The organism is Desulforamulus reducens MI-1 (assembly GCF_000016165.1).
GTDB classification, from domain to species: domain Bacteria; phylum Bacillota; class Desulfotomaculia; order Desulfotomaculales; family Desulfotomaculaceae; genus Desulfotomaculum; species Desulfotomaculum reducens.
In genome coordinates this window covers 717,056-739,478 of record NC_009253.1, presented here as the reverse complement: position 1 = coordinate 739,478, position 22,423 = coordinate 717,056, and the positions used below count along the sequence as shown (strand labels likewise).

Below are 22,423 nucleotides of genomic sequence, written 5' to 3'. Positions count from 1 at the left end.
AAAAGAAAAATTTAACTTCCCTTACCAAAAGTTAATGCACTCTTTGAGCATACCTAAAAGCTATAAACTGAAGATCGCAGGCAACCTCTGTTGTCCTTGTATATAAAAAAACCCTGGCAGTATTATACACCGCCAGGACCAGGGAAACTTGTCAATTTCTGGAAATAAAATAAAGATTTTTTCCTCTATTATTCTACACTAAGGGACTTTTCCTTGTTTAGCACCCATTCTATTTTCTTACTTACTTAGGGGGTCATTTATATCATTTCGATTGGAGTCTTTATGAGCTGGACCTTTGTTAGGTTCTTCAAACTGTCGCTGGCCCCTAATCTTATCCAAACTTTCTTTTCTTGTTAGATTTTCTTTGTTTAAATGAATATCCTCCATTTCATTGCACCTTCCTTTGGCTTTTCTTACATTTAGTGTGTCCTCAAATCAGAAGTGTATTCTACATAATAAAAAACCTCCTGCAAGGACAGGAGGTTAATGTTCTTAGCGACGGCGTAAAAAAGCCGGAATATCCAAATCATCGTGACTAGCAAAGGGCTTGATATCCATTTCCTGCTTTTTAGTTTCCGTTTTGACTGGTACTTTGTGATCGAATCCAGTAGCAATAACAGTTACCCTTACTTCTTCATTCATTCTTTCGTCAATAACGGCACCAAATATAATATTAGCTTCGGGATCAGCAGCCTGAGCAATAATTTCTGCTGCTTCATTCACTTCAAACAATCCCAAGGATGAACCACCTGTAATATTCAGAAGAACACCCCTAGCTCCTTCTATAGAGGTTTCCAACAATGGACTGGAGATGGCAAATCTAGCTGCTTCGGAAGCTCTGTTTTCGCCAGAAGAGGAACCAATTCCCATCAGGGCAGAACCGGCATCTTTCATAATGGTCTTTACATCTGCAAAGTCCAGATTGATTAAACCGGGTACTGCAATTAAGTCGGAGATACCTTGGACACCTTGACGTAATACATCGTCAGCAATACGAAATGCCTCAATGATGGATGTATTCTTATCAATAACTTGTAGCAGACGATCATTGGGAATGGTAATTAAAGTATCAACTTTGCTTTTTAAATTTTCAATTCCAGACTCAGCCTGAGAAAGTCTCTTTCTTCCTTCAAAGGTAAAGGGTTTTGTTACAACCCCAACGGTAAGGGCACCTAATTCCTTGGCAATCTCGGCCACCACAGGAGCAGCACCAGTACCTGTCCCCCCCCCCATACCGGCAGTTACGAAAACCATATCAGCCCCTTTAAGGGCCTGCATAATTTCTTCACGACTTTCTTCCGCTGCCTTACAGCCGATTTCAGGGTTTGCTCCAGCACCCAGTCCCTTAGTTAATTTATTACCAATTTGGATTTTACTATTGCTCTGGGATAAAAAAAGTGACTGTGCATCGGTGTTCACTGCAACAAATTCAACGCCCTTTAGCCCAGCACTGATCATGCGGTTGACTGCGTTATTCCCGCCGCCCCCTACACCAATTACTTTGATATTCGCAAAATGATCCATTTCCATTTCAAAGTCGAGCATATAAATTTATCCTCCTCTGTATTTATCACGATCAAACCGCTATCCTAGATAAACTTATTTAAGACATCACGCCATCCTGAAAGGCGCTCTAAGCGGCGGGAATTATTTTTGGCGCCATACATCACCAGTCCAAGGGATGAAGCATAGGAGGGGTTAAGCCACTCTTCTTTGGACACACCCACCTTAGACGGGGAACCCAACTCCACCTTAAAAAAATTCATCTGTGAATTTGCATAATTCACAATATCCTTTAAGAGAGACCCTCCACCCGTCAGAACCAATCCCCCGGGTAATGACTCCAATCGATATTTTTGAGTCAATTCCTTGTGAATCAGTTCAAATATCTCTTGAACCCGTGAATGTATTATATCCATAGCAGCATTTACGGGCACCTTTCTTTGTTCATGGCCTCCAACACTGCTAACTTCCAGATCTTTTTTTTGCTCCAGGGTTTGCATGCCCAGCAACCGCTTAATGCGTTCTCCTTCACTAATGGAAGTACGCAAACATACCGCTAAATCACTGGTTATATGTTCACAGCCAACAGGCAAAGAAGAAATATATATCGGCAAGCCCTGGTCAAAAACAGCCACTTCCGTGATGGTCCCGCCCATATCTACCAAAACAGTTCCAATATTTTTATCGGTATCTGTTAGCACTGCTTCGGCAGACGCCAGAACAGAGGGAACCATTTTCACAAGTTCTAATCCAACTCTTTGCATACTCTCTGCCAATTTTTCATCAATCATATGATACTGGTCAGCTAGCTGTCTAAAGGCAGAAGCAGTCACAAAAAACGAACGAACTTTTACATTAGCCATCTTTTCAGACAGCCTAACAGCCTGATCAATCACTTTACTGAACGAAACGATATCGGTAACCAAACCCTTTCTTATGCCCAGGGTTGGACATTCCCCTAACCCTTTAACCATTGCATAACCACTGGGGCTGATTTCTGCAATTACCGATACAATTTTAGTCGTTCCTATATCAAGTCCACCGATGAAATGTCTCCTGGCCAAGCCAGGCACCTCCTAAGTGAAACTTTTACTTAAATTGTAAATTCAACATAGAATAAAAATTCCCTTTTGCTTATTTTATAAATTATACTTATTTTTTCAATAAATACCGTCGTATGATGGCAAGATTTTGAAATAAACGCACACCAAAGGCCACTACAGCGGCTGTACTTAAGGGAACGCCTAATTTGGTTCCAATATAGGCCAGTCCGGCGGCTAAAAGAATATTGCTGAAAAAACCTGTAATAAAGATATGGTTATCATAGTGATTTTCTAAAGCAGCACGGACACCTCCAAAAACCGAGTCCAAAGCCGCCAACACAGCTAAGCCCAGATATTGGGCATAAATCTGGGGTAATACCAATGGTACATTCAAACCAACTAAAATACCCACAGTTAATCCAGCCGCGGCCAATATGATACCTGTCCACATGGTTAGCCTTCCTCCTTCAGTGGTTTGGCATATTCCAGATTAATACGGTGGGTGTATGCCGGAACAGTAACTGTTTCTTTCTTATTTACTGTCACTGAAACTCCCCAATCTCGCATGGTATCCACCAATCCGCCTTTTATTAGCAGAGCACTCTCCAATTGCCCGGGTGAGCCAATGGCCAATACCGAATAGGGTGCTGATATACGAGTTAAGTTTACATCAATGAAGGACCCAGCTAACCTTATCTCAGAGGTAGCTACAATACGCTGACCATTAATGGCCAGTGCTTCCGCTCCTGCCGCTCGCAGTTCGTTAATGACCCTCAATAGATCCTCATCCCGCACAGTAAAAAGATTTTCCCCCTTTGTTAGGGGGGAAAGGTTAACCTCGACACCGGGACCTTGCAGTTTGGTAAGACCAGCAAGTTGACGAATTTTTTCGAGTTCCTCTTGAACCGCTTGAGATGCCTGGGGGCGCCCCTTTTCTGCCTGGGCTAACTTCTGCTCCAAATCTTTGCTTTCATTTACAAGAGTTGCATACTCTTTGTCCAGCTGTTTTAGTTCCGTAGTCAATAGTTGAACCCGATCAATGGGAACCCCTGAGTCAACCCTGCCAGCAGTTCGAAATTGAAATGCAACCATTAATCCTAGTACTACAGAAACTAACGTAATGGAAATATACAAAGTTTTATTCATACAATTGCCACCTACTCCTGTACGGACTTAGCAAACTCAAAGGTGGTGGGTCCTGTATATTCAGAGATTTGCAGGTTATCCTTTTTGCGAACATCAACCTGTATCCCCCAAATTTTAAGTTGATCCACCACTCCGCCCTTCATGAAGAGCGAGTTTTCTAAGGTTTTTGGATTACCTATGGCCGTGATGGAAAAAGGAGCAGGCAACCTTTTGTTTTTATTGGTAAGAATTGTTGGGCCAATACACCGTATCTCACTGGTGGATATTAATCTTACACCATTTAAGGCAATGGCCTCCGCCCCTGCAGCCTTTAGTTCATTAAGAACCTTTAATACATCTTCATCATGCAACACATAAAGATTCGGGTCCTGACCAGGAGCCAGGGACACCTCACTATCATTTAATGTGACTTCCACCCCTGGGCCTTTAACCGCTTTTATACCCGCCAAAATTCTAAAGGTCTCCAAGTCAGTCCGTGTGTTATCGGACTGTACGGTGGCCTTTTTATCTAGTTTCTCTCTAAGCTCATTTACTTTCTTTTGCAGTTCGCTACGTTCTTCTTTTTTCTGCTTAATCTCATTGGCAAGGGCTTGGACCCTGGCAATGGGAGGAGTTTCATTAATTTCCTTGTAGGAGCGATATTGCACGGTAAGCATTAACCCCATTACTATGCCCACCAATACAAGCCCCCATTGGTACTGTTTTATTTTCATTTCTGTCCCTCCTGCGGGTCTTTAAAGTATTTCACCACAGGTACCCGTGGGTTAGAAAGATCAACATACTGTATCTCATTATTGGACTGCTGCAGTGTGGCTAATACCTGTTGAAAGACAATTCCTTTGTATTCAAGGTCTTTAGCAGAACCCAGTCTTCCTTGCACACCATCAATGGTATAGAGGGTTATAAGCCCCGCTTTACTTACATTCAGCTCCGAGAGTTTCATAATTACCGATCTGGGTAACTGGTCCAAAATCCTTAACGCCATCGGTAAATATTCCGACTGAATGGGTTTTCCCGGACCCTTTAATTGAATGTCTAGGCCTGTGATGATTGGCAGTGCAGCAGCAATTTGGCCCCTTTGTAAATATACCCCTTCTGTATCTACTTTAATAAAACCATTTTCTACCGGAAGCAAGGCCACTGCATTACGCTCACTGACTTCAATGATAACTTTATTAGGTAATGAACGTTTCAGTTTAACGTTTTTTATAAAGGGTACAAGCCCCAATCTTTCTTCGCATTCCGATAAATTTACTTTAAAAATATTGAGACCGATATTAATACCGGAGTAACGAACAATGTCCTCTTTCTTTAACTGTCGGTTTCCATTTACAACCACCGTCTTAATTTGGAAAAATGGCGATTGAAGTAAGATATAGCTTGCAACCACTACCAGTAAAATAAAAAAAACACTCTGTACCAAGTGGTTCTTTTTTCTAGGAGTACCTGTTTGAGGTCGATACACAGTCCCACTCCTTGCTTAATATTTCACTTGTTTTACAGTAATTATAACGAAGATAATCATACTTGTCCAAGGCAAAACTAAAAAAAGAGTCATTAACTATTGACTCTTATAATACGTGCCCCCAGGGAATTATATTTCATTTCTATTCTTTCATATCCCCGGTCAATATGTTCAATATTGCTTAATACTGTGCCATCTTCCCCAGCCAGGGCTGCTAGAATTAAGGCTGCCCCCGCCCTGAGATCTGTGGCCTCCACACAGGCTCCAGTTAAGCGTTTTACCCCTTTTACCACCGCTGTATGACCCTCTAAATAGATGTCTGCCCCCATTCTACGGAATTCCGGCACATGTTTAAAGCGATTCTCAAATATCGTCTCGGTAATTACACTGGTTCCTTCGGCAACCGTTAATAATGCCATCATCTGAGACTGCATATCCGTCGGAAAACCCGGATAAGGCATGGTTTTAATATCCACAGCTTTTAGTTGGCCAGTACTCTGAACACGCACCCAATCGTCACCCACATCCACCTGCACACCCGCTTCCATTAATTTATAGATAACGGGATCCAAATGCTCTGGTATTACATTGGTTACCGTAACATCCCCTTGGGTAATGGCTCCGGCTATCATATGAGTTCCTGCTTCAATGCGATCTGGGATCACGGTATGAGTGACAGAATCTAATTCTTTCACCCCTTCAATTCGAATAACATCTGTACCGGCACCGACAATTTTAGCACCCATAGCATTTAAGAAATTCTGTAAATCTACAATCTCAGGCTCCTTTGCTGCATTTCTAAGAACTGTGGTTCCTTCCGCCAATACCCCGGCCATCATCATATTTTCAGTGGCACCAACACTGGGTACATCAAAGTGAATAACTGTTCCAGTTAACTGACTAGTATCCGCTAATATATAGCCAAATTTTTCCTTAATGGTGGCGCCCAGGGCATTCAATCCCTTGTAGTGAAGGTTCATCGGACGGGAGCCAATATTGCACCCTCCTGGGTGCGAAATCTTAACATGACCAAACCGGCTCAACAGAGGACCCAGAACCAGATTCGATGCTCGCATCTTCCTCATTAGGTCCTCTGATATCTCCTGGGGCTGCACATTGGAGCCATCCACCGTCATGGTATTTCCCTCAAAGGTTACCCTTGCACCCAGGTAGGTTAATAATTCCTGCATGACTAAAACATCCCTTAGCCTGGGTACTTGATGTACGGTACTTACACCGCCGGTTAATAAAGTAGCTGCTAGAATTGGTAACGTTGCATTTTTTGATCCATTGGCTTTAATACTCCCCTTTAGGCGGTTCCCTCCTACAATTACAAACTTTTCCATTATTGTCACCTCGCCTAGTCTTCTCCCAACACTTTTACTTCTAATTGGAGCAAAACACCAAAACGCTCTTGCACCATTTGCTTAAGATGATCAATTAAGATAAGAACATCTTGGGCAGTAGCTCTGCCCAAGTTCAATATCCAGTTGGCGTGTTTTGACGATACTTCAGCATCTCCAACTCTTAGTCCCTTTCCTCCGCAGCCTTCAATAAGCCTCCCTGCAAAATCACCCTCAGGATTTTTAAACACACTGCCCGCATTGGGAAACCCCTGAGGCTGAGCTGCTTTTCTTTTAGCCAGATACTCCTTGGTTTCCTGTTCAATGAGCCATTGATCCTTGGCATATCCTTGCCAGCAAGTTTCCACACAGATCAGTCCCCTGCTTTGCAGATTACTGGTACGATATGCAAAATTGAGGTGGTCCTTTGTTAGAACTTCAAACTGGTTTCTTTCGTTTAACACTACTATGGACTGCAGAACATCCGATACGCACCCGTTCATAGCCCCTGCATTCATTACAATGGCTCCACCTAAGGAACCAGGAATCCCAGCGGCAAATCCAAAACCACCAAGACTGTTCTTACATGCAAACACTGCCAGCTCGGGAAGCAAGGCACCGGCACCTGCCTTTATGCTGGTGCCTTCAATCGTTATTTTTGCCATACCACGCCCAACTTTAATAACCAGACCCCGAATACCACCATCTTTGACCAGTAGGTTAGACCCGTTTCCAATGACCGTTATGGGTATCGCTTTTTCTCGGGCAAACTCCACCGCCTGACGAATATCTTCTTTATCACTGGGGTTCAAAAAGAGATCTGCCTTACCACCAATTTTCCAGGTAGTATGTTTTCTCATGGGTTCATTAATCTGGATAGAGCCTTTTACCAGTGACTGAAGTTCACCTGCCAGTGAAGTATAAATCATGTCTACTTTTCCTCCAGTCTCTTAATCAGTTCTCTTCCCAGTGTCCAGACATCTCCGGCACCCATTGTTAATACCAAATCACCAGGGTTCGCATAGTCTGCCAAATAATCAGCTGCATCCTTTAGTGTAGGTAAATAAAGGACCTGTTGTCCCTCCTGGAGTGGGATTGCATCTAGTATCAACTTTGTATGAACCCCTTCGAGGGGAAGTTCACTGGCAGCATAAATGTCCGTTAGTATAATAAGGTCCCCATTGGTAAAGGATTGCCCAAACTCTTTAAAGAGCTGTTTGGTCCTGCTATAACGATGAGGCTGAAAAATGGTAACAATCCTCCCCGGATGCGAAGTTCTGGCAGCTTGCAGGGTTGCTTTAACCTCTGTGGGATGATGGGCATAATCATCCACAACTGTAATACCATTCACTTTTCCAATAACCTGAAAACGCCTTTTAGCCCCAGTGAATTTTCTCAGGGCTCTGGCAATCTTCTCAAAGTCAAGGTTAAGGTGCCTGCCAATGGCCACAGCCGCCATTGCATTAAGCAGATTATGGTAACCGGGAACATGCAACTCCAACATCCCCAGTCTTTCCTCCTGAAAATATACCTCTCCCTGATTGACTCCGTTCCTCGTTTCTAAGACCTTGATTTGATAATCCGCTCCAGAACCTAGGGAGCCATAGGTTACAACTTGACAAGTCAGCCCAGTGGTGATTTCTTTGAGTACAGGGTCATCCAAGCAGATCACTGCCAGACCCTCCGCCGATAACTTTGCCAGAAACTGCCGGAAGGCCTTTGCAATATTTTCCCTTGTACCGTAATAATCCAGGTGATCATCTTCAATGTTGGTAACCACCGCTATGTTAGGATCCAGTAATAAAAAGGAACCGTCACTTTCGTCGGCTTCCGCCACCATATATTCTCCCTGGCCCAGTTTGGCATTCCCACCAATGTTGCTTAAGTCACCTCCAATGATTATGGTAGGATCAAAACTATTTTCCTCTAAAATCAAGGCGGTCATGGAAGTGGTGGTGGTTTTTCCATGGGCTCCTGCCACCGCAATGCCTTTTTTTTCTTTCATTAGCCGCGCAAGCATTTGGCCTCTCCTTATGAGAGGTATACCTAATCTTTGAGTTTCCAGTATTTCTGGGTTTTCCGGCGAAATGGCTGTGGAGTAAACCACGGCATCAATCTCATTGTTAATATTACTGGTTTTATGGCCAATGTTGCATTTGGCTCCCAGATTCTCTAACCGGTCAATAACTGCAGATCTCTTTATATCCGAACCTGACACCTGATAGCCACCCATCTCCAGCATTACTGTGGCAATGCCGCTCATACCGGCCCCTCCGATGCCAATAAAATGAACTTTTTTATCCTTTCCCTGCAATTGCATCACTCCTTCCCGAAACAAGACTGCTTCTTGGGTTTGTGCACCATCTTTGGCCTAGAAAGTCCCTTTGCAAAGGTTAAGCGCCACAGGGCCATTATATAGAATGCCTTGTTATTAATCGAATAACCAAGCAATTTTTAATGATCTGACCCTTGAAGCGTTTCTGTAAGCCATATTATGCAGTTTCTCCGGGAGGTGTTACTTTCCCGTCCCTGCCTAGGCTTCCCAAGCTTGTCCTGTTTCTTTCGAAACAAAAGACTGCCCCGGCTTATTCTTTATTGCTGCCGCGGCAAAATCTTTTCCACGCATTTAATAATATCACTTAGGGCCTCCGGACGCCCTAATTTTTGGCTGGACTTGGCCATATTTTTTAATTTTTCCTTGTTTTGCAGCATGTCCTTGATGGCTTGAATAAGTTTCTCACCGGTTAATTGGGAATCCTTTATGAGCACCGCCGCTCCCCGTTCCGCCAGTGCCCTGGCATTATGCTCCTGATGATTTTCCGAGGCATAGGGATAGGGAATGAGGATGGATGGTAACCCAAGCACCGTAAGTTCAGCCAAAGTTGCCGCTCCAGCGCGACTAACTACCATATCTGCAGCAACCAGTGCTTCGTGCATATTATATATGTAAGGTTTTATTATAATATTTCCATAATGTTCCAGACTAATACCATTGTCCTTTAATTCTTGCATAAATTCTTCATAACCAGCTTGCCCAGTGGCATGTAGTATTTGCAGCCGTTCGTCATTACCATATTTTTTTATGGTCTCAACCATTGCCTGGTTTATTTTACGGGCGCCCCGACTGCCACCAAAAACCAGAAGTGTTAATTTATCATTTTTTAACTTAAACATTTCCAAGGCAGTTTGTCTCTCTGCCTGCAAAATTTCCGGACGAACCGGCAAACCGGTAAGAGTAATGTTATCCTTATTACCAAAATATCGGATCGAATCTTCAAAGGTAACGGTTACTTGGTCCGCAAACTTAGATAAAATCCGGTTTGTAATACCTGGAAAGGCATTCTGCTCATGAATCAAGGTGGGGATACCTCGTCTTGCTGCAGCCATAACCACTGGACCGCAAACATATCCCCCGGTTCCAATCACAACATCGGGATTAAATGTTTTAATGATGCCCACAGCTTCTCGGTAGCCCCGGTAAGCCTGCCATAACACCTTAAAATTTTCTAATGAAATTTTCCGTTGCAACCCGGATACGGTAATTGCCTGAAAAGGGAAATTGGCCTTGGGCACAATATCCGCCTCAAGACCACGGTTTGTTCCTACATATAATATTTGTACCTTTGAAAAACGGCTTTGCAAGCCTCTGGCAATAGCTAGGGCAGGGTAAATATGGCCGCCAGTGCCCCCCCCCGTTATAATAGCACGCACATACTTCACCTCAATTAATGAAGATTGAATTTGAAAATAAAAGAAAAATATACTCAAGTAATATTATTTTATTGTATTGCTTCTAAACTCGAAAGTATGCTTTCCTTTCAACCTTTTTTATCTTGGAGTAGTATATTTTGAAATGTTTAATACAATGCCAATCCCCATCAGTGTAAAAAGCAGTGAGGTACCTCCGTAACTAATAAAGGGTAGCGGGACGCCGGTTACCGGCATAGATCCTGTAACTACTCCCATATTAATGAGAGCTTGCAAGGCAATACCACAGGTAATTCCTGTGGCCAGCAAACTGGCAAAGGGGTCCGGTGAGGTAACTGCTATTTTGAGGCCCCGCCACACAAACATAATAAACAACAATACAACTAAAGATGCACCAATAAAACCTAGTTCTTCTCCCAAAATGGCATATATAAAATCGGTATGGTTCTCTGGCAGATAGAGAAATTTTTGTTTGCTTTGGCCCAGTCCCATGCCAAATAGCCCACCGGAACCTAAAGCATAAAGGGACTGGATAATATGATAACCGGTTCCTTGGGGATCTGCCTCGGGGTCTAAAAAGGCTAAAAAACGTTTCATTCGATAGGGTTCCAAATAAATGGCTGCACAAACCCCCAGAACCCCAAAACCCATCAGTCCTCCCAAATGAGAAAGCTTTGCCCCAGCGGCAAAAAACATTACAAAAATCGTACCACAGAGAACAATGGCAGTTCCCAGGTCCGGCTGCAACAAGATTAACAAAGCAGCCATTCCCATTACTATTAGATAAGGGAGCAACCCATCTTTAAAATCCTCTACCTTTTCTCCCTTTTTGGAGAGTCCGAAGGCTACAAACATAATGAGACATATTTTAACCAATTCAGCCGGTGAAAAATTCATAAACCCAAGATCAATCCAACGACGTGAACCGTTTACCACTTGGCCAATACCGGGAATTAATACGGCGACCAAGAGGAAAAATCCTAAACAGACAATGGGGCCGATCCAACGCTTCAAGCGATAGTAATCAAAATGCATCATAAAGAACATTCCCACAAGTCCTAACAGGGCCCATAATAATTGTCTCTTGAAAAAATAGAAACTATCTCCATATCGTACCATCGTAACATACTCACTGGAGGAAAAAACCATTACAAGACCCACAGCTAATAACATAAGAACCGTAAGAAAAAGTACAAAATCCGGTGGCCTCTTCCTTAGACGCACTGAATCTCCCCCCCATCTTAAGCCATAAAATCTTTGCCTTTAATTTTAATTCCAGTTTCTAAAAACTTTCGTTCTTTTGCATCTCCAACACAAGTTTTTTAAACAATTCTCCCCGCTCTTCAAAACTTTTGAACATATCCCAACTGGTACAAGCCGGTGAAAGCAGTACGATTTCCCCTGGCTTTGCCTGTTTTCGGGCCAGTTGCACCGCTTGGGCATAATCTTCTACAGGGTAAATATTGGTAAACCCCTGTTCCCTAGCTGCTTCCTCGATCTGATAACCATGTACGCCCAGGGTAATTAAAACCCTTACCTTTTCTTTAATCTTTTTGGCGAAATCATTGAAGGAAATGCCTTTGTTTTTTCCTCCGGCAATTAAGATAATCGGTGCATCATAGGATTCCAATGCCTTAATTGCCGCGTCTGGGTTTGTTCCCTTGGAATCATTGACATACTCCACTCCATTGATATTAGCTACAAATTCCAAGCGATGAGCAACACCAGTAAAGCGACCAAGGGTCCCAGCAATATCCCTGGGGCTGAGCCCCAGGGTATAGGCCGCTGCGGTGGCTGCCAGAGCGTTCTCCAAGTTATGGGGACCCGGTATGCGTAAGGCATTAACATCAATTACTTCTTCCGGTCCACCCTTACCAGATACCATAATTTTATCGTTCTGGATAAAACTTCCTTTTTCTATGATATGCTGACGGCTGAAAAATATAACTTGTGAGGGACAACTTTTGGCCAATTCTCTTAATGCTAAATCATCATAATTTAATACGACATAGTCCGAGGGCTTTTGATGGATAAAGATGCATGATTTTGCCTTTATGTATTCTTCCATTGACCCATGACGATCCAGATGGTCCGGCGTAAGGTTAAGCATTACCGCCACCTTGGGTGCAAAATACTCTGTGGTTTCCAATTGAAAGCTGGATACCTCTGCTACAACAATATCCCCAACCTGATAGTTTTCAATTTCGCTGACCATAGGTAATCCAATGTTCCCTGCCACCAAGGTTTTAAAACCGGCATCTCGGAACAATTGACCTGTTAGCGTTGTTGTGGTGGTTTTACCATTGGTGCCTGTGATAGCTACAATGGGTGCCTTAGCAAAGCGATAGGCCAGCTCCAGTTCTCCGAGAACAGGAATGTCAAATTTCTTTGCCTGAACCACTGGTAAAATTGTTAAAGGTACCCCAGGACTCATCACCAACATATCGTATTGACCCTTATCCACTGAAGGATATTCCCCTAAAATTAGCTCTATTCCTAATTCTGACAGTTGTACGATAGCCTGCCCAATTTGCTCCCGGGTTCTAGTATCCGTAAGAGTAACCACCGACTGTTTCTCCTGCAAAAATTTACAAACTGCCTGGCCACTAAGACCAGCGCCTACGACTAAAACTCTTTTACCTAAAAAGTTCACCTTTCATGCTCCTTTATTTATACTCCATAAGCATAAATTGTTTTCTCTAATTCAAACTTACCATCCCATTTTAATTTCTTGGTGCTATCGATTGGAAAGCCATAACCAAAAATCCTGTGCACCCAACAATCCCACCAGGGAAAATAGAAAGCTTAATAACCAAAAATTTCGTACAACCTTACGCTCGGACCAACCGGAAAGCTCAAAATGGTGGTGTAGTGGACTCATGCGAAAAACACGTCTACCAGTGGTTTTAAAGGATATCACCTGTATTATGACCGAAAGGGTTTCTAATACATAGAGTCCCCCGATCACCACCAGTAGTAATTCGTTGCGTGTGACAACCGCCCCAGCGCCTAGAGCGCCCCCCAGAGCTAGCGAACCGGTATCCCCCATAAATACTTTGGCCGGATGCCTGTTATAAAACAAAAATCCCAGACAACCGCCCACTACAGCAGCTAATACGATGGCTAGACCAATTTTACCGGTAACCAATGCCAGAATTGCAAAGGCAGTGGCAGTGAATACCGTAGCGCCTGAGGCCAAACCATCTAACCCGTCTGTTAGGTTTACACCGTTGCTGGTACCCAACAGTACGAACAGTGTAAGGAAAAAGAAGGGCCACCAACCCAGATCAAAGCTAATACCTGATGAAAAGGGAATAATGTAATCAGTGCCTCGGCCCAGTTTAAATACGGCCACAACCGCCAGAACTGTGGCAAAAACTAGCTGCCCCAGTATTTTTTCTCGGGCTTTAAGTCCTAGATTCCGCTTTAACACCACTTTAATAAAATCATCCAGAAAACCGATAAGACCGTAGCCCAGGGTAACAGCTAAAACCACCAACCCTTCAGCTCGGCCCGGAATATTACTTACTAATAACACGGCTCCAGCAACCGCAATACCAATTAAAAACATAATGCCGCCCATGGTCGGAGTACCTGTTTTAGCCATGTGGGCCGCTGGACCCTCTGCGCGAATGGTTTGACCGAATTTTAATCGTTGAAGAAGGGGTATTGTTACCGGTCCCAGCACCAGAGTAACCAAGAAACTGATACCGGCGGCCAACCAGACCACTGTATAATCCATTCTGCTCCCTCCCTTAGGTTTGGTAAGGGGATAGTAATTCCATCCCTTTCCCTTTCCCTTTCTGTTAGTCTTTCATTATTTCTCTTACAATATATTCCATATGCATGCCTCGGGACCCCTTGACCAGAATGGTATCGCCTGGTTTTAAAATTTTCCCCAGTACTTCAACTGCTTCAGAATTTTCCTGGCATTGAAACACTCTTTCCTGTGATAAACCACCCTTAAGACCACCCTGGGTGATCCATTGTGCCAGATTTCCCACTGAAATTAAATAATCCACCGGGATTGCGGCAGCTGCCTCGCCCACTTCCTGGTGACCAGATTGTTCTAGGTCCCCTAACTCATACATATTTCCCAAAACAGCTATTTTACGGCTCCTCGCAGTCTCCTTTAGTACTTTTAGAGCTGCCTTGGTTGATGAAGGGTTCGCATTATAGGTATCATTAATAATGACTCGACCGTTGCTTGACAATATTTGCAATCTTGAATGGGTAAGACATAGCTGAGCTAATCCCTGGGCAATCTCCTCTAACTGCAGTCCCAATTGCAAACCCACACCGATGGCCGCCAGGCTGTTCATAACATTGTGACTGCCGGGTACTGGTAAGTAAATTTCTTCTTTTCCACCAGGAGAAGAGATATTAAAACGAACACCAGTGCCCTCGGGTCGGATATTGGAAGCTTGCAGGTCTCCGATACCTTCTAGGGAGTAAAGCCAAACTTTCCCCTGACAATTCCGGGCTAATTCCCCTAGGTATGGACTGTCGGCATTCAAAATTGCAAAGCCGTCTCTTCCAATATGAGCCAGCACCTCAGTCTTTGCCAGGGCAATATTCTCCACCGACCCCAATCGTTCCAGATGGGCCTCTCCAATATTCGTAATAACCGCACCGGTAGGCTTTGCCAGCCCTGCAAGAAAATCAATTTCCCCCGGCCCTCTCATACCCATTTCTACCACCGCAACCTGGTGTTCTTCTCCAAGTCCCAACAACGTTAGGGGAAGGCCCAGTTCATTATTGAAATTACCTTCAGTTTTAAGGGTTTTAAAACGGGTATTCAATACCGCTGCAATCATATCTTTGGTGGATGTTTTGCCGTTACTTCCAGTCACGGCCACCACTGGTATATTAAGTCTGGAACGGTTATGGCTGGCCAACTGTTGTAGGGCCTGGAGAGTATTTTTTACTAACACAACTGGGATTTGTGGAGCTATCCCGGTTATTTCGCGAGAAACCAGCAAGGCACTAGCCCCCTGTTCGATGGCCTTTCGCGCAAAATCATGGCCATCTGCCTGTTGACCTTGCAGTGCCACAAATAGTTCTCTGGGTTTTGCCCTTCGGCTGTCGGTATGTATTCCCTTAATTTTAGTTACCGGATCACCCTGAAGCAGAGTTCCACCAATAACCTGGGCTATTTCTTCTATTGTATATGTCAGCATCAAGATACCTCCGTTTTTTAAATTGGGAGGGGTGAAATTATTGCTACCTTTCTTCACAACAGACAATGTGATGTTATAGCAAGAAAAATTGGGTCCGTGTTTTGGTTTTGGCTGGAGCATCAATTCTAGACACATCGGCCAATTTCTCTCTTGTTTTTGCTAAGGGTTCTGCTCCGATAAGTTGTTTTGCTGGTGTTAACTTAAATTCTTATCCTATATGAACTTTTATCAATACCCTATATCTCCTAGTATCCTTTTCTTGCCAAAGCCTTGGCGGCCTCCTTGCGGTCGTCAAAGGAGTATTTTGTGGTACCAATAATCTGATAGTCCTCATGCCCTTTACCGGCTATTACCACCACATCACCCTCCTGGGCCAATTCAATGGCCTTATTAATTGCTTCACGACGGTCCACTAATACCAGATAATCTTCCGGAGCAATTACCCGGTTCACCCCTTCTACAACATCTTGGATAATTTTCTGGGGTTCCTCGGTACGAGGGTTGTCAGAGGTTACTACTGGAACATCACTGTAACGAGCAGCAATTTCGCCCATAATGGGACGTTTTGTTCGATCCCGGTCTCCGCCACAGCCAAAAACAGTGATCAGCCTACCTTTGGTGATCTGTCTGGCAGTTGTTAATATATTTTCTAATCCATCCGGCGTATGGGCATAGTCCACCACCACAGCAAAATTTTGTCCCTTATCCAGCAGTTCAAAGCGACCAGCCACCCCTGGAACATCTTCTAAAGCAGATACAACAGTATCACTGCCAAAACCCAAAGCCATTCCCGTGGTATAGGCAGCCAGAGCATTATAGACATTAAAACGACCAGTTAATTTTAAATTAAGTTGATGGTTTCCCCAGGGACCACTGGCCATAAAACTAACTCCCCTGGCAGTTACCTGGATATCTTTAGCCCGGATATCTGCAGCTTGGTCAATACCGTAAGTATAGACTTTCCCGCGGCTTATTTTCTTTAACTCTTCGGCAGCCGGGTCGTCTGCATTGATAATGGCATATTGTATATCCGTGGTAAAAAGCTTTGCTTTAGCAGCCAAGTATTCTTCCATTGTGTTGTGAAAATCTAGGTGATCTTGGGTAATATTTGTAAACACTGCCACATCATAATTCACGCCTGCAACCCTATTTAAAGCCAGCGCATGGGAAGAAACCTCCATTGCCACACCCTTTACCCCTTCATCCAACATTTGTGCAAGAATTTTTTGCAGATCCAAGGATTCGGGAGTGGTGTTGCTAACGGCTAAAGCTTTTTCTCCGATTAAATTATGAATGGTGCCAATAACTCCTGGCTTTACCCTTGCTTTTCTCCAAATAGCAGCAATTAAATGAGTTGTAGTGGTTTTACCGTTGGTACCAGTAACACCTACCATTGACAGTTTTTTTGAGGGGTGCCCGTAAAATTGGTCAGCCATCAAGGCGAGAGCCTTACGGCTATCGGACACCTGTACGCCAGTCACTCCAGTTGGCAATACAATTTCAGTTTCATAGACAACCGCAGTAACGCCAGCTGCAACAGCATTTTCTATATATTTATGACCGTCTGTTTGATACCCCTTGACCGCCACAAAAATCATGCCCTTCGCAGCCTGGCGAGAATCATAACAGATACCTTCTATATCAATTTCGGGATTTCCAATAATAGTAATTACAGGAATTGCTTGCAACAACTCTTTTAATAACAATTTGAGCCCCCCTTACCATTTTTGCATATACTTCCTATTCTTTCCAATTAAAAATCATTTATGCCTGAATCACGCCTTAAAAACCCTGGCCCCCTGTACAGGAGGCCAGGGTTCCCTAGGCCTTTTATGGTTTATGTTCCGTTGGTGGCTTGAACTCGACCTTCACGGTACTACCCCGGGGTAACTTAGCACCGCTGGCAGGACTCTGGGTATGGGCCAAACCTGTTCCACTTGGATCTAGTTTCAAACCCAGGCTTTCCAGCAAGTTCCCGGCTTCCCGTATAGTCATGCCCTTTAAGTTTGGTACTGAAACCTGTTCCCCTATTTTTTCTTTACCTCCATTGGATCCCAAGAGATCAAGAATTACGGTCGTACCTGATAATACCAATGCACCGCTTTCCGGTATCTGACCATAGACCACTTTGCCCTGTCCCTTGGTCTGAAAGGCCAGTCTCGCCTCCCTTAGAAGTTTCTGGGCTTCATTCAAAGGTAAGTTGACCACGTTGGGTACTGCCACTTCAATTTTCTCTTCTTCCACTTCCCATGGATTGGTCTTTGGCTTTTGCAGATCCTTTTGCTCGGGAACCCCCATGTAACGCAGAATATCCTTGGCCAAAGGTGCAAAAACTGGTGCAGCTACCTGACTACCATAGTACATCCCGCCTTGGGGCTCTGCAACCATAACTAGAACTGCTATTTTGGGATCGTTAACCGGTGCAAAACCAGCAAATGATGCAACGTATTTACCACTGGCATACCCGCCTCGATCTGAAACCACTTGGGCAGTACCGGTTTTTCCTGCAGCACGGTAGCCGTCCACAAAGGCGTTTTTACCACTACCTTTCAAAACTACATTTTCCAACAGTTGGCTGGTAACCTTTGCAGTTTCTGCCGAAACTACTTGCCTTACTTCTTGGGGGACAACCTCTTTAATAACTTTGCCCTTTGGATCCTCAATTCTTTTTACCAAGTGCGGCTTCATTAATTTCCCACCATTAGCCACTGCACTAATTGCCGTTATTAATTGAATCGGTGTTACTGCAATGGACTGGCCAATGGACATGGTTGCAATATTTAAATTGGTGGCATCCTTTTCCCCAATCATAATTCCCCTTGCCTCACCAGGTAACCCAATGCCTGTAGGCTGTCCAAAACCATAGGCCCGAATATATTTATAGAACTTTTCTTTACCCAAATCAAGTCCCACTTGAATAAAACCAGGGTTGCAGGAGTTCTGTACCACTTCTTCAAAACTCTGACTGCCATGTCCGCCTACTTTCCAGCAGCGTATCTTTCTATCTGCCACCTGGTAGAAACCCGGATCATAAAACCGATCGCTGGTCTTTACAGCATTCTCCTCTAAGGCTGAAGATGCCGTAATGATTTTAAAGGTTGAACCGGGTTCATAGTTATACCATATTGCTGGGTTGCGGTCCCACACACTCTGGGGAACTTCACGCCATTTATTGGGATTAAAGGTAGGTCGGTTGCCCAACGCAAGAATATCACCGGTTTTGGGATCCATGACAATAATAACAGCCATTTTAGGACTATAACTGGCTACAATCTTATCAAGTTCCCTCTCTACAAAGTGTTGAATGGTCTGATCCAGTGTTAATACCAGATTATTTCCTTGGGTTGGCGGAATATATTGGTGCAGTGCCTGGGGAATTTCCCGTCCTGCAGCATCATGTTCTATAACAATTCTACCGGGTATTCCCTTTAATTCCTCTTCATAGGCTGCTTCCATACCCATTAACCCCTGATTATCTGTTCCAGTGAAACCTAAAATATGGGGTGCTAGGGTTTCCTGCTTATAATAGCGCCGACTCTCTTCAGCAAAACCGATTCCTTCTATTTTAAGATCCTTTAATTTCTGAGAAGTTTCAAAGTCTACTTTCCGCTTAATCCACTCAAAGCGAGATTTTTGGGAAATTATTTTCCTTACCTTTTCAATATCCATCCCCAGTAGAGGAGCTATTTGAGAAGCCACTTCGTCTGGTTTCTTAATATGATTGGGAATTACATAGATAGAATCGGCACTAATACTGGTAACCAGCTCGTTTCCATTCTGGTCCAATATACTGCCTCGTTTAGCCTCCACCGGTACATCTCTCATCCGGTTAATGATACCTTCTTGACGCAATTCATCTCCCCGGACAAACTGTATCCAGACTAGGCGAAAAACAATTAAAGATAAAAAAAATGCAGCCATTAGAAAAAGACAGGTAATTCTTCTTCGGATAAGTATGTTTGTTGTTTTCACCCTGATTCCTCCCCGCAGGCCGAAGGATCATCGCCTCCCCAGTTACTTTTCCCAACCCTTAACTAAGTCAACAAAGGCCTCAATGACTGGACTTTTAGCTGCTACTGTCTTTTCGAGATTGTCCTTTTCACTGGCGGTGCTTTCCTGTGATAATTGGGGTTTCTCTAGATTGGTTTCTTCTTTTGCTTTTTGTTTTAGTTCCTTAGGTAAGGCGGCAACCAGAACCACTTCGTCAGAATTAGGTTTCACCATTCCAAGCTTCGTTGTGGCAATGGCCTCAATTCGTTGTAAAGACATTAATTGGTTAGCTTGTGATTCCAGATACTCTTGTTCTGCCTGCAATTTTGACAGATCTTTTTGTAATTGACTGATTTGATATCCCAAAGTAGAAACCTGAGAATAGTAATAGGCTATGGCAACTCCCGTAGCAAACATTGCCAAAATACAGCAGGTAACAAGGACTTTTCCTCTACGCAAAGCACGTTTAGAAAGTTCTCTTCTGGTTTTTCTTTTCTCGTAAAGCTTTTCCTCTGACACTGCGTAACTAAATTTTTCCTGTGCTACACTCAAGCTTATGCACCTTCCATCCAATCTAGAACTTGATTTATTAAATATTTAGCTTCTCAGCAATTCTTAACTTGGCACTGCGTGCACGAGGATTGTGTTCTAACTCCTCTTTACTGGGTTGAATGGGTTTACCTGTCACAATTTTGATTTGTGGTTGCTTGCCGCAGGCACAGACAGGAAATGCCGGTGGGCAGGTACAGGGATTTGCCAATTCCTTAAAGGTGTCCTTAATAATACGATCTTCTAGCGAATGAAAAGTAATGACACTAATTCTTCCACCGGATTTTAAAGCCGTTACAGCATCCTTCATGGTTTGTTCCAGAATTTCTAATTCATTATTAACAGCAATTCGTAGTGCTTGAAAGGTTCTTTTGGCCGGATGCGGCCCCTCTCTACGTGCTCCCACAGGAACGGCAGCCTTAATAATATCCACCAGTTCCCCGGTTGTATGAATGGCCCGCTTTTTTCTCTCTTTTACAATAAACGAGGCGATCCGCTTTGCCCAACGATCTTCGCCATATCTACGGATAATGGTTGCCAGTTCTTCCTCAGAAATATCATTAACAAGCTCTTTGGCACTTATGGTCTGATCCGGTCCCATCCGCATATCCAACTCTGCATCATGCATGTAGCTAAAGCCACGTTCCGGTGTATCCAACTGATAAGAAGAAACTCCCAGGTCAAACAAAATACCATCCACTTCTGAAATGGCCATTTCTCTTAATATTTGTTTAATTTGGAAAAAATTTCTTTGAACGGCATGAAACTGACCGGGGAATTCCTGAAGTTTTTCAGCAGCATTGGCAATGGCTGCCGGGTCTTGATCGATCCCTACCAGTTTTCCTTCCGGTCCAAGTCGCCGTAATATTTCTAAACTATGTCCAGCCCCACCAAGGGTGCAATCTACGTAAATACCCCCGGGCTTAATCTTTAATCCATCTATTGATTCGTGCAACAATACCGATACATGCTTAAATTCCATATTTATCTTAAACCCTCGTTTGATTTCGTTTCAAAATAGTGTAACCACGTTTTTGTTTGGTTATAAAATTTTTTATTTTAAAGCAGGTCAACAATGTTCTCTGCCAATTGTTCAAAGGAAGCTTCCGCCTGAGCATTGTAGCGATCCCATTCCTCTTTGGACCATATCTCTACCCGGGTCGAAACCCCTACAACCACTGTTTCCTTATCTAGTTTTGCATATTCCCTTAGGTTGTTGGGAAGTAAAATCCGCCCCTGTTTATCTACTTCACATTCAGTAGCTCCGGAAAAGAAAAAACGTACAAAGGCCCGGGCATCTGCCCTGGTAAAGGGCAGCGACTTAAGTTTTTGTTCCACCTCAGCCCATTCGTGCTGAGGATAAACAAAAAGACAGTTGTCTAAACCCTTGGTGACAATAAACCGGTCACCCAGACCTTCACGGAAGCGGGCAGGGACTATAAGTCGACCTTTCGAGTCGATATTGTGTTGGAATTCCCCCATGAACATGATATCTTACTCCACTCTCTGGGTATTTCCCTCCACTTGGTACCACTTTACACCACTTTTATTCGCTACAGCGATAAAAATCCCTTCTTCTTCCACAGCTTATTTTAGTTTTTTTCCAAAAAAATAAATCAAATCCATAATTTAGGATTTGATTTAACCCAGTTCTACCATTATACGTTTCCTTGCACGGAAAGTCGCCACCTGACGGTAACCAATTTCTTTCAATATAGCCACTGCTCGTTCTAATCCTTCACCCACTTGTTCTGGTTTATGGGCGTCCGAGCCAAGGGTTACCGGAACTCCATAATTATAGCAAAGCTTCAAAAACTCCGGCGAAGGATACAATTCAGCACAGGGATATCGCCAACCCGCAGCATTAACATCCACACAAAGATCATTGGCTTTGATTACCTGAATAGTTTTTCGGTATAGCTCTGTGTTGGAAGTAGTTGGCTTAAAGCCAAATTTTTTAATTAAATCAGGGTGGGAAATTATATCAAACAAACCGGAAGCTGCTGCCTGCTGAACCTGCAAAAAATACCTTTGGTAAAGTTCATTGATATCATGCCTTTGGTACTGATCTATCTTGTCGGGATCATCAAAGGCCCAGTCACCAAGAAAATGTACGGAACCCAATACATAATCCAGGGGCATGGAGGCAAGTATTTTTTTTAATTCTTGTTCATAGCCCGGGATATAATCTGCCTCGATTCCCAATTTTATAGACAAATCAGGATGATCTTTCTTTGCCTGTATAACTTCGGAAATATAAATAGGAAGTTCCTCATCAGACATAGCAAAATCAGGTTCCCTTTTTTCTTGGGGTATCCAATACAGGGGCAAATGTTCCGAAAAACCAATTTCCGCCAATTTATTCTTCTTTGCCTCCGCCACATATTCAATTACGGTACCCACAGCATGTCCACAACGTGCAGTATGTATATGATAGTCCACTATCACTGTTAAACACTCTCCCCAAGTAACTAAAATTCATCTTATTATACAACA

Annotated in this window: 21 protein-coding genes; all 21 read right to left on the bottom strand. The window is 43.5% G+C overall.

What is annotated here, in order from left to right; translation table 11 throughout:
• Positions 1-237: 237 nt before the first annotated feature.
• On the bottom strand, positions 238-387 hold the full coding sequence (locus DRED_RS18950; RefSeq protein WP_198006925.1) for a hypothetical protein: 150 nt from the start codon (positions 385-387) through the stop codon (positions 238-240).
• Positions 388-492: 105 nt separating this feature from the next.
• Positions 493-1,545 carry a cell division protein FtsZ gene (ftsZ, locus tag DRED_RS03675; RefSeq protein ID WP_011877059.1) on the bottom strand — a complete coding sequence of 351 codons (1,053 nt, stop codon included), beginning with the start codon at positions 1,543-1,545 and terminating at the stop codon, positions 493-495.
• A 44-nt stretch (positions 1,546-1,589) separates the two neighbouring features.
• The gene (locus DRED_RS03670) at positions 1,590-2,576 is read right to left on the bottom strand and encodes a cell division protein FtsA (protein ID WP_238442579.1); all 987 of its coding nucleotides are present in this window, start codon (positions 2,574-2,576) and stop codon (positions 1,590-1,592) included.
• Positions 2,577-2,655: 79 nt separating this feature from the next.
• Positions 2,656-2,997 carry a small basic family protein gene (locus DRED_RS03665; protein WP_011877057.1) on the bottom strand — a complete coding sequence of 114 codons (342 nt, stop codon included), beginning with the start codon at positions 2,995-2,997 and terminating at the stop codon, positions 2,656-2,658.
• A gap of 2 nt (positions 2,998-2,999) precedes the next feature.
• Positions 3,000-3,692, bottom strand: a complete 693-nt coding sequence (locus tag DRED_RS03660; RefSeq protein WP_011877056.1) for a DUF881 domain-containing protein — start codon at positions 3,690-3,692, stop codon at positions 3,000-3,002.
• Positions 3,693-3,703: 11 nt separating this feature from the next.
• On the bottom strand, positions 3,704-4,405 hold the full coding sequence (locus DRED_RS03655; protein WP_011877055.1) for a DUF881 domain-containing protein: 702 nt from the start codon (positions 4,403-4,405) through the stop codon (positions 3,704-3,706).
• Positions 4,402-5,157, bottom strand: a complete 756-nt coding sequence (locus DRED_RS03650; RefSeq protein ID WP_011877054.1) for a cell division protein FtsQ/DivIB — start codon at positions 5,155-5,157, stop codon at positions 4,402-4,404. Before DRED_RS03650 ends, DRED_RS03655 begins: the two co-directional genes overlap by 4 nt.
• 92 nt (positions 5,158-5,249) lie before the next feature.
• The gene (murA, locus tag DRED_RS03645; protein ID WP_011877053.1) at positions 5,250-6,503 is read right to left on the bottom strand and encodes a UDP-N-acetylglucosamine 1-carboxyvinyltransferase; all 1,254 of its coding nucleotides are present in this window, start codon (positions 6,501-6,503) and stop codon (positions 5,250-5,252) included.
• A 14-nt stretch (positions 6,504-6,517) separates the two neighbouring features.
• Positions 6,518-7,429 carry a UDP-N-acetylmuramate dehydrogenase gene (murB, locus tag DRED_RS03640; protein WP_011877052.1) on the bottom strand — a complete coding sequence of 304 codons (912 nt, stop codon included), beginning with the start codon at positions 7,427-7,429 and terminating at the stop codon, positions 6,518-6,520.
• Between the two features lie 2 nt (positions 7,430-7,431).
• Positions 7,432-8,820, bottom strand: a complete 1,389-nt coding sequence (murC, locus tag DRED_RS03635; protein WP_011877051.1) for a UDP-N-acetylmuramate--L-alanine ligase — start codon at positions 8,818-8,820, stop codon at positions 7,432-7,434.
• A gap of 272 nt (positions 8,821-9,092) precedes the next feature.
• Positions 9,093-10,211 carry an undecaprenyldiphospho-muramoylpentapeptide beta-N-acetylglucosaminyltransferase gene (murG, locus tag DRED_RS03630; RefSeq protein WP_011877050.1) on the bottom strand — a complete coding sequence of 373 codons (1,119 nt, stop codon included), beginning with the start codon at positions 10,209-10,211 and terminating at the stop codon, positions 9,093-9,095.
• 117 nt (positions 10,212-10,328) lie between these two features.
• Positions 10,329-11,432 carry a stage V sporulation protein E gene (spoVE, locus tag DRED_RS03625; protein ID WP_011877049.1) on the bottom strand — a complete coding sequence of 368 codons (1,104 nt, stop codon included), beginning with the start codon at positions 11,430-11,432 and terminating at the stop codon, positions 10,329-10,331.
• A 58-nt stretch (positions 11,433-11,490) separates the two neighbouring features.
• Positions 11,491-12,861, bottom strand: coding sequence for a UDP-N-acetylmuramoyl-L-alanine--D-glutamate ligase (murD, locus tag DRED_RS03620; protein ID WP_011877048.1), 1,371 nt, complete (start codon positions 12,859-12,861; stop codon positions 11,491-11,493).
• Positions 12,862-12,945: 84 nt separating this feature from the next.
• Complete coding sequence (gene mraY / locus DRED_RS03615; protein ID WP_011877047.1) at positions 12,946-13,950, bottom strand: phospho-N-acetylmuramoyl-pentapeptide-transferase; 1,005 nt, start codon at positions 13,948-13,950, stop codon at positions 12,946-12,948.
• A 64-nt stretch (positions 13,951-14,014) separates the two neighbouring features.
• On the bottom strand, positions 14,015-15,388 hold the full coding sequence (locus DRED_RS03610; protein WP_011877046.1) for a UDP-N-acetylmuramoyl-tripeptide--D-alanyl-D-alanine ligase: 1,374 nt from the start codon (positions 15,386-15,388) through the stop codon (positions 14,015-14,017).
• A gap of 245 nt (positions 15,389-15,633) precedes the next feature.
• Complete coding sequence (locus DRED_RS03605) at positions 15,634-17,094, bottom strand: UDP-N-acetylmuramoyl-L-alanyl-D-glutamate--2,6-diaminopimelate ligase (protein WP_011877045.1); 1,461 nt, start codon at positions 17,092-17,094, stop codon at positions 15,634-15,636.
• A 124-nt stretch (positions 17,095-17,218) separates the two neighbouring features.
• Positions 17,219-19,360 (bottom strand): stage V sporulation protein D, encoded by a 2,142-nt coding sequence (locus DRED_RS03600; protein ID WP_011877044.1) that lies wholly within the window; start codon positions 19,358-19,360, stop codon positions 17,219-17,221.
• A gap of 42 nt (positions 19,361-19,402) precedes the next feature.
• A complete protein-coding gene (ftsL, locus tag DRED_RS03595) occupies positions 19,403-19,930 on the bottom strand; it encodes a cell division protein FtsL (protein ID WP_011877043.1) in 528 nt (175 codons plus the stop codon).
• A gap of 37 nt (positions 19,931-19,967) precedes the next feature.
• Positions 19,968-20,909: a 16S rRNA (cytosine(1402)-N(4))-methyltransferase RsmH gene (rsmH, locus tag DRED_RS03590; RefSeq protein ID WP_011877042.1), complete on the bottom strand. Its 942-nt coding sequence runs from the start codon at positions 20,907-20,909 to the stop codon at positions 19,968-19,970.
• A gap of 77 nt (positions 20,910-20,986) precedes the next feature.
• On the bottom strand, positions 20,987-21,415 hold the full coding sequence (gene mraZ, locus DRED_RS03585) for a division/cell wall cluster transcriptional repressor MraZ (RefSeq protein WP_011877041.1): 429 nt from the start codon (positions 21,413-21,415) through the stop codon (positions 20,987-20,989).
• A gap of 153 nt (positions 21,416-21,568) precedes the next feature.
• Complete coding sequence (locus DRED_RS03580) at positions 21,569-22,375, bottom strand: histidinol-phosphatase (protein ID WP_011877040.1); 807 nt, start codon at positions 22,373-22,375, stop codon at positions 21,569-21,571.
• Positions 22,376-22,423: the final 48 nt, after the last annotated feature.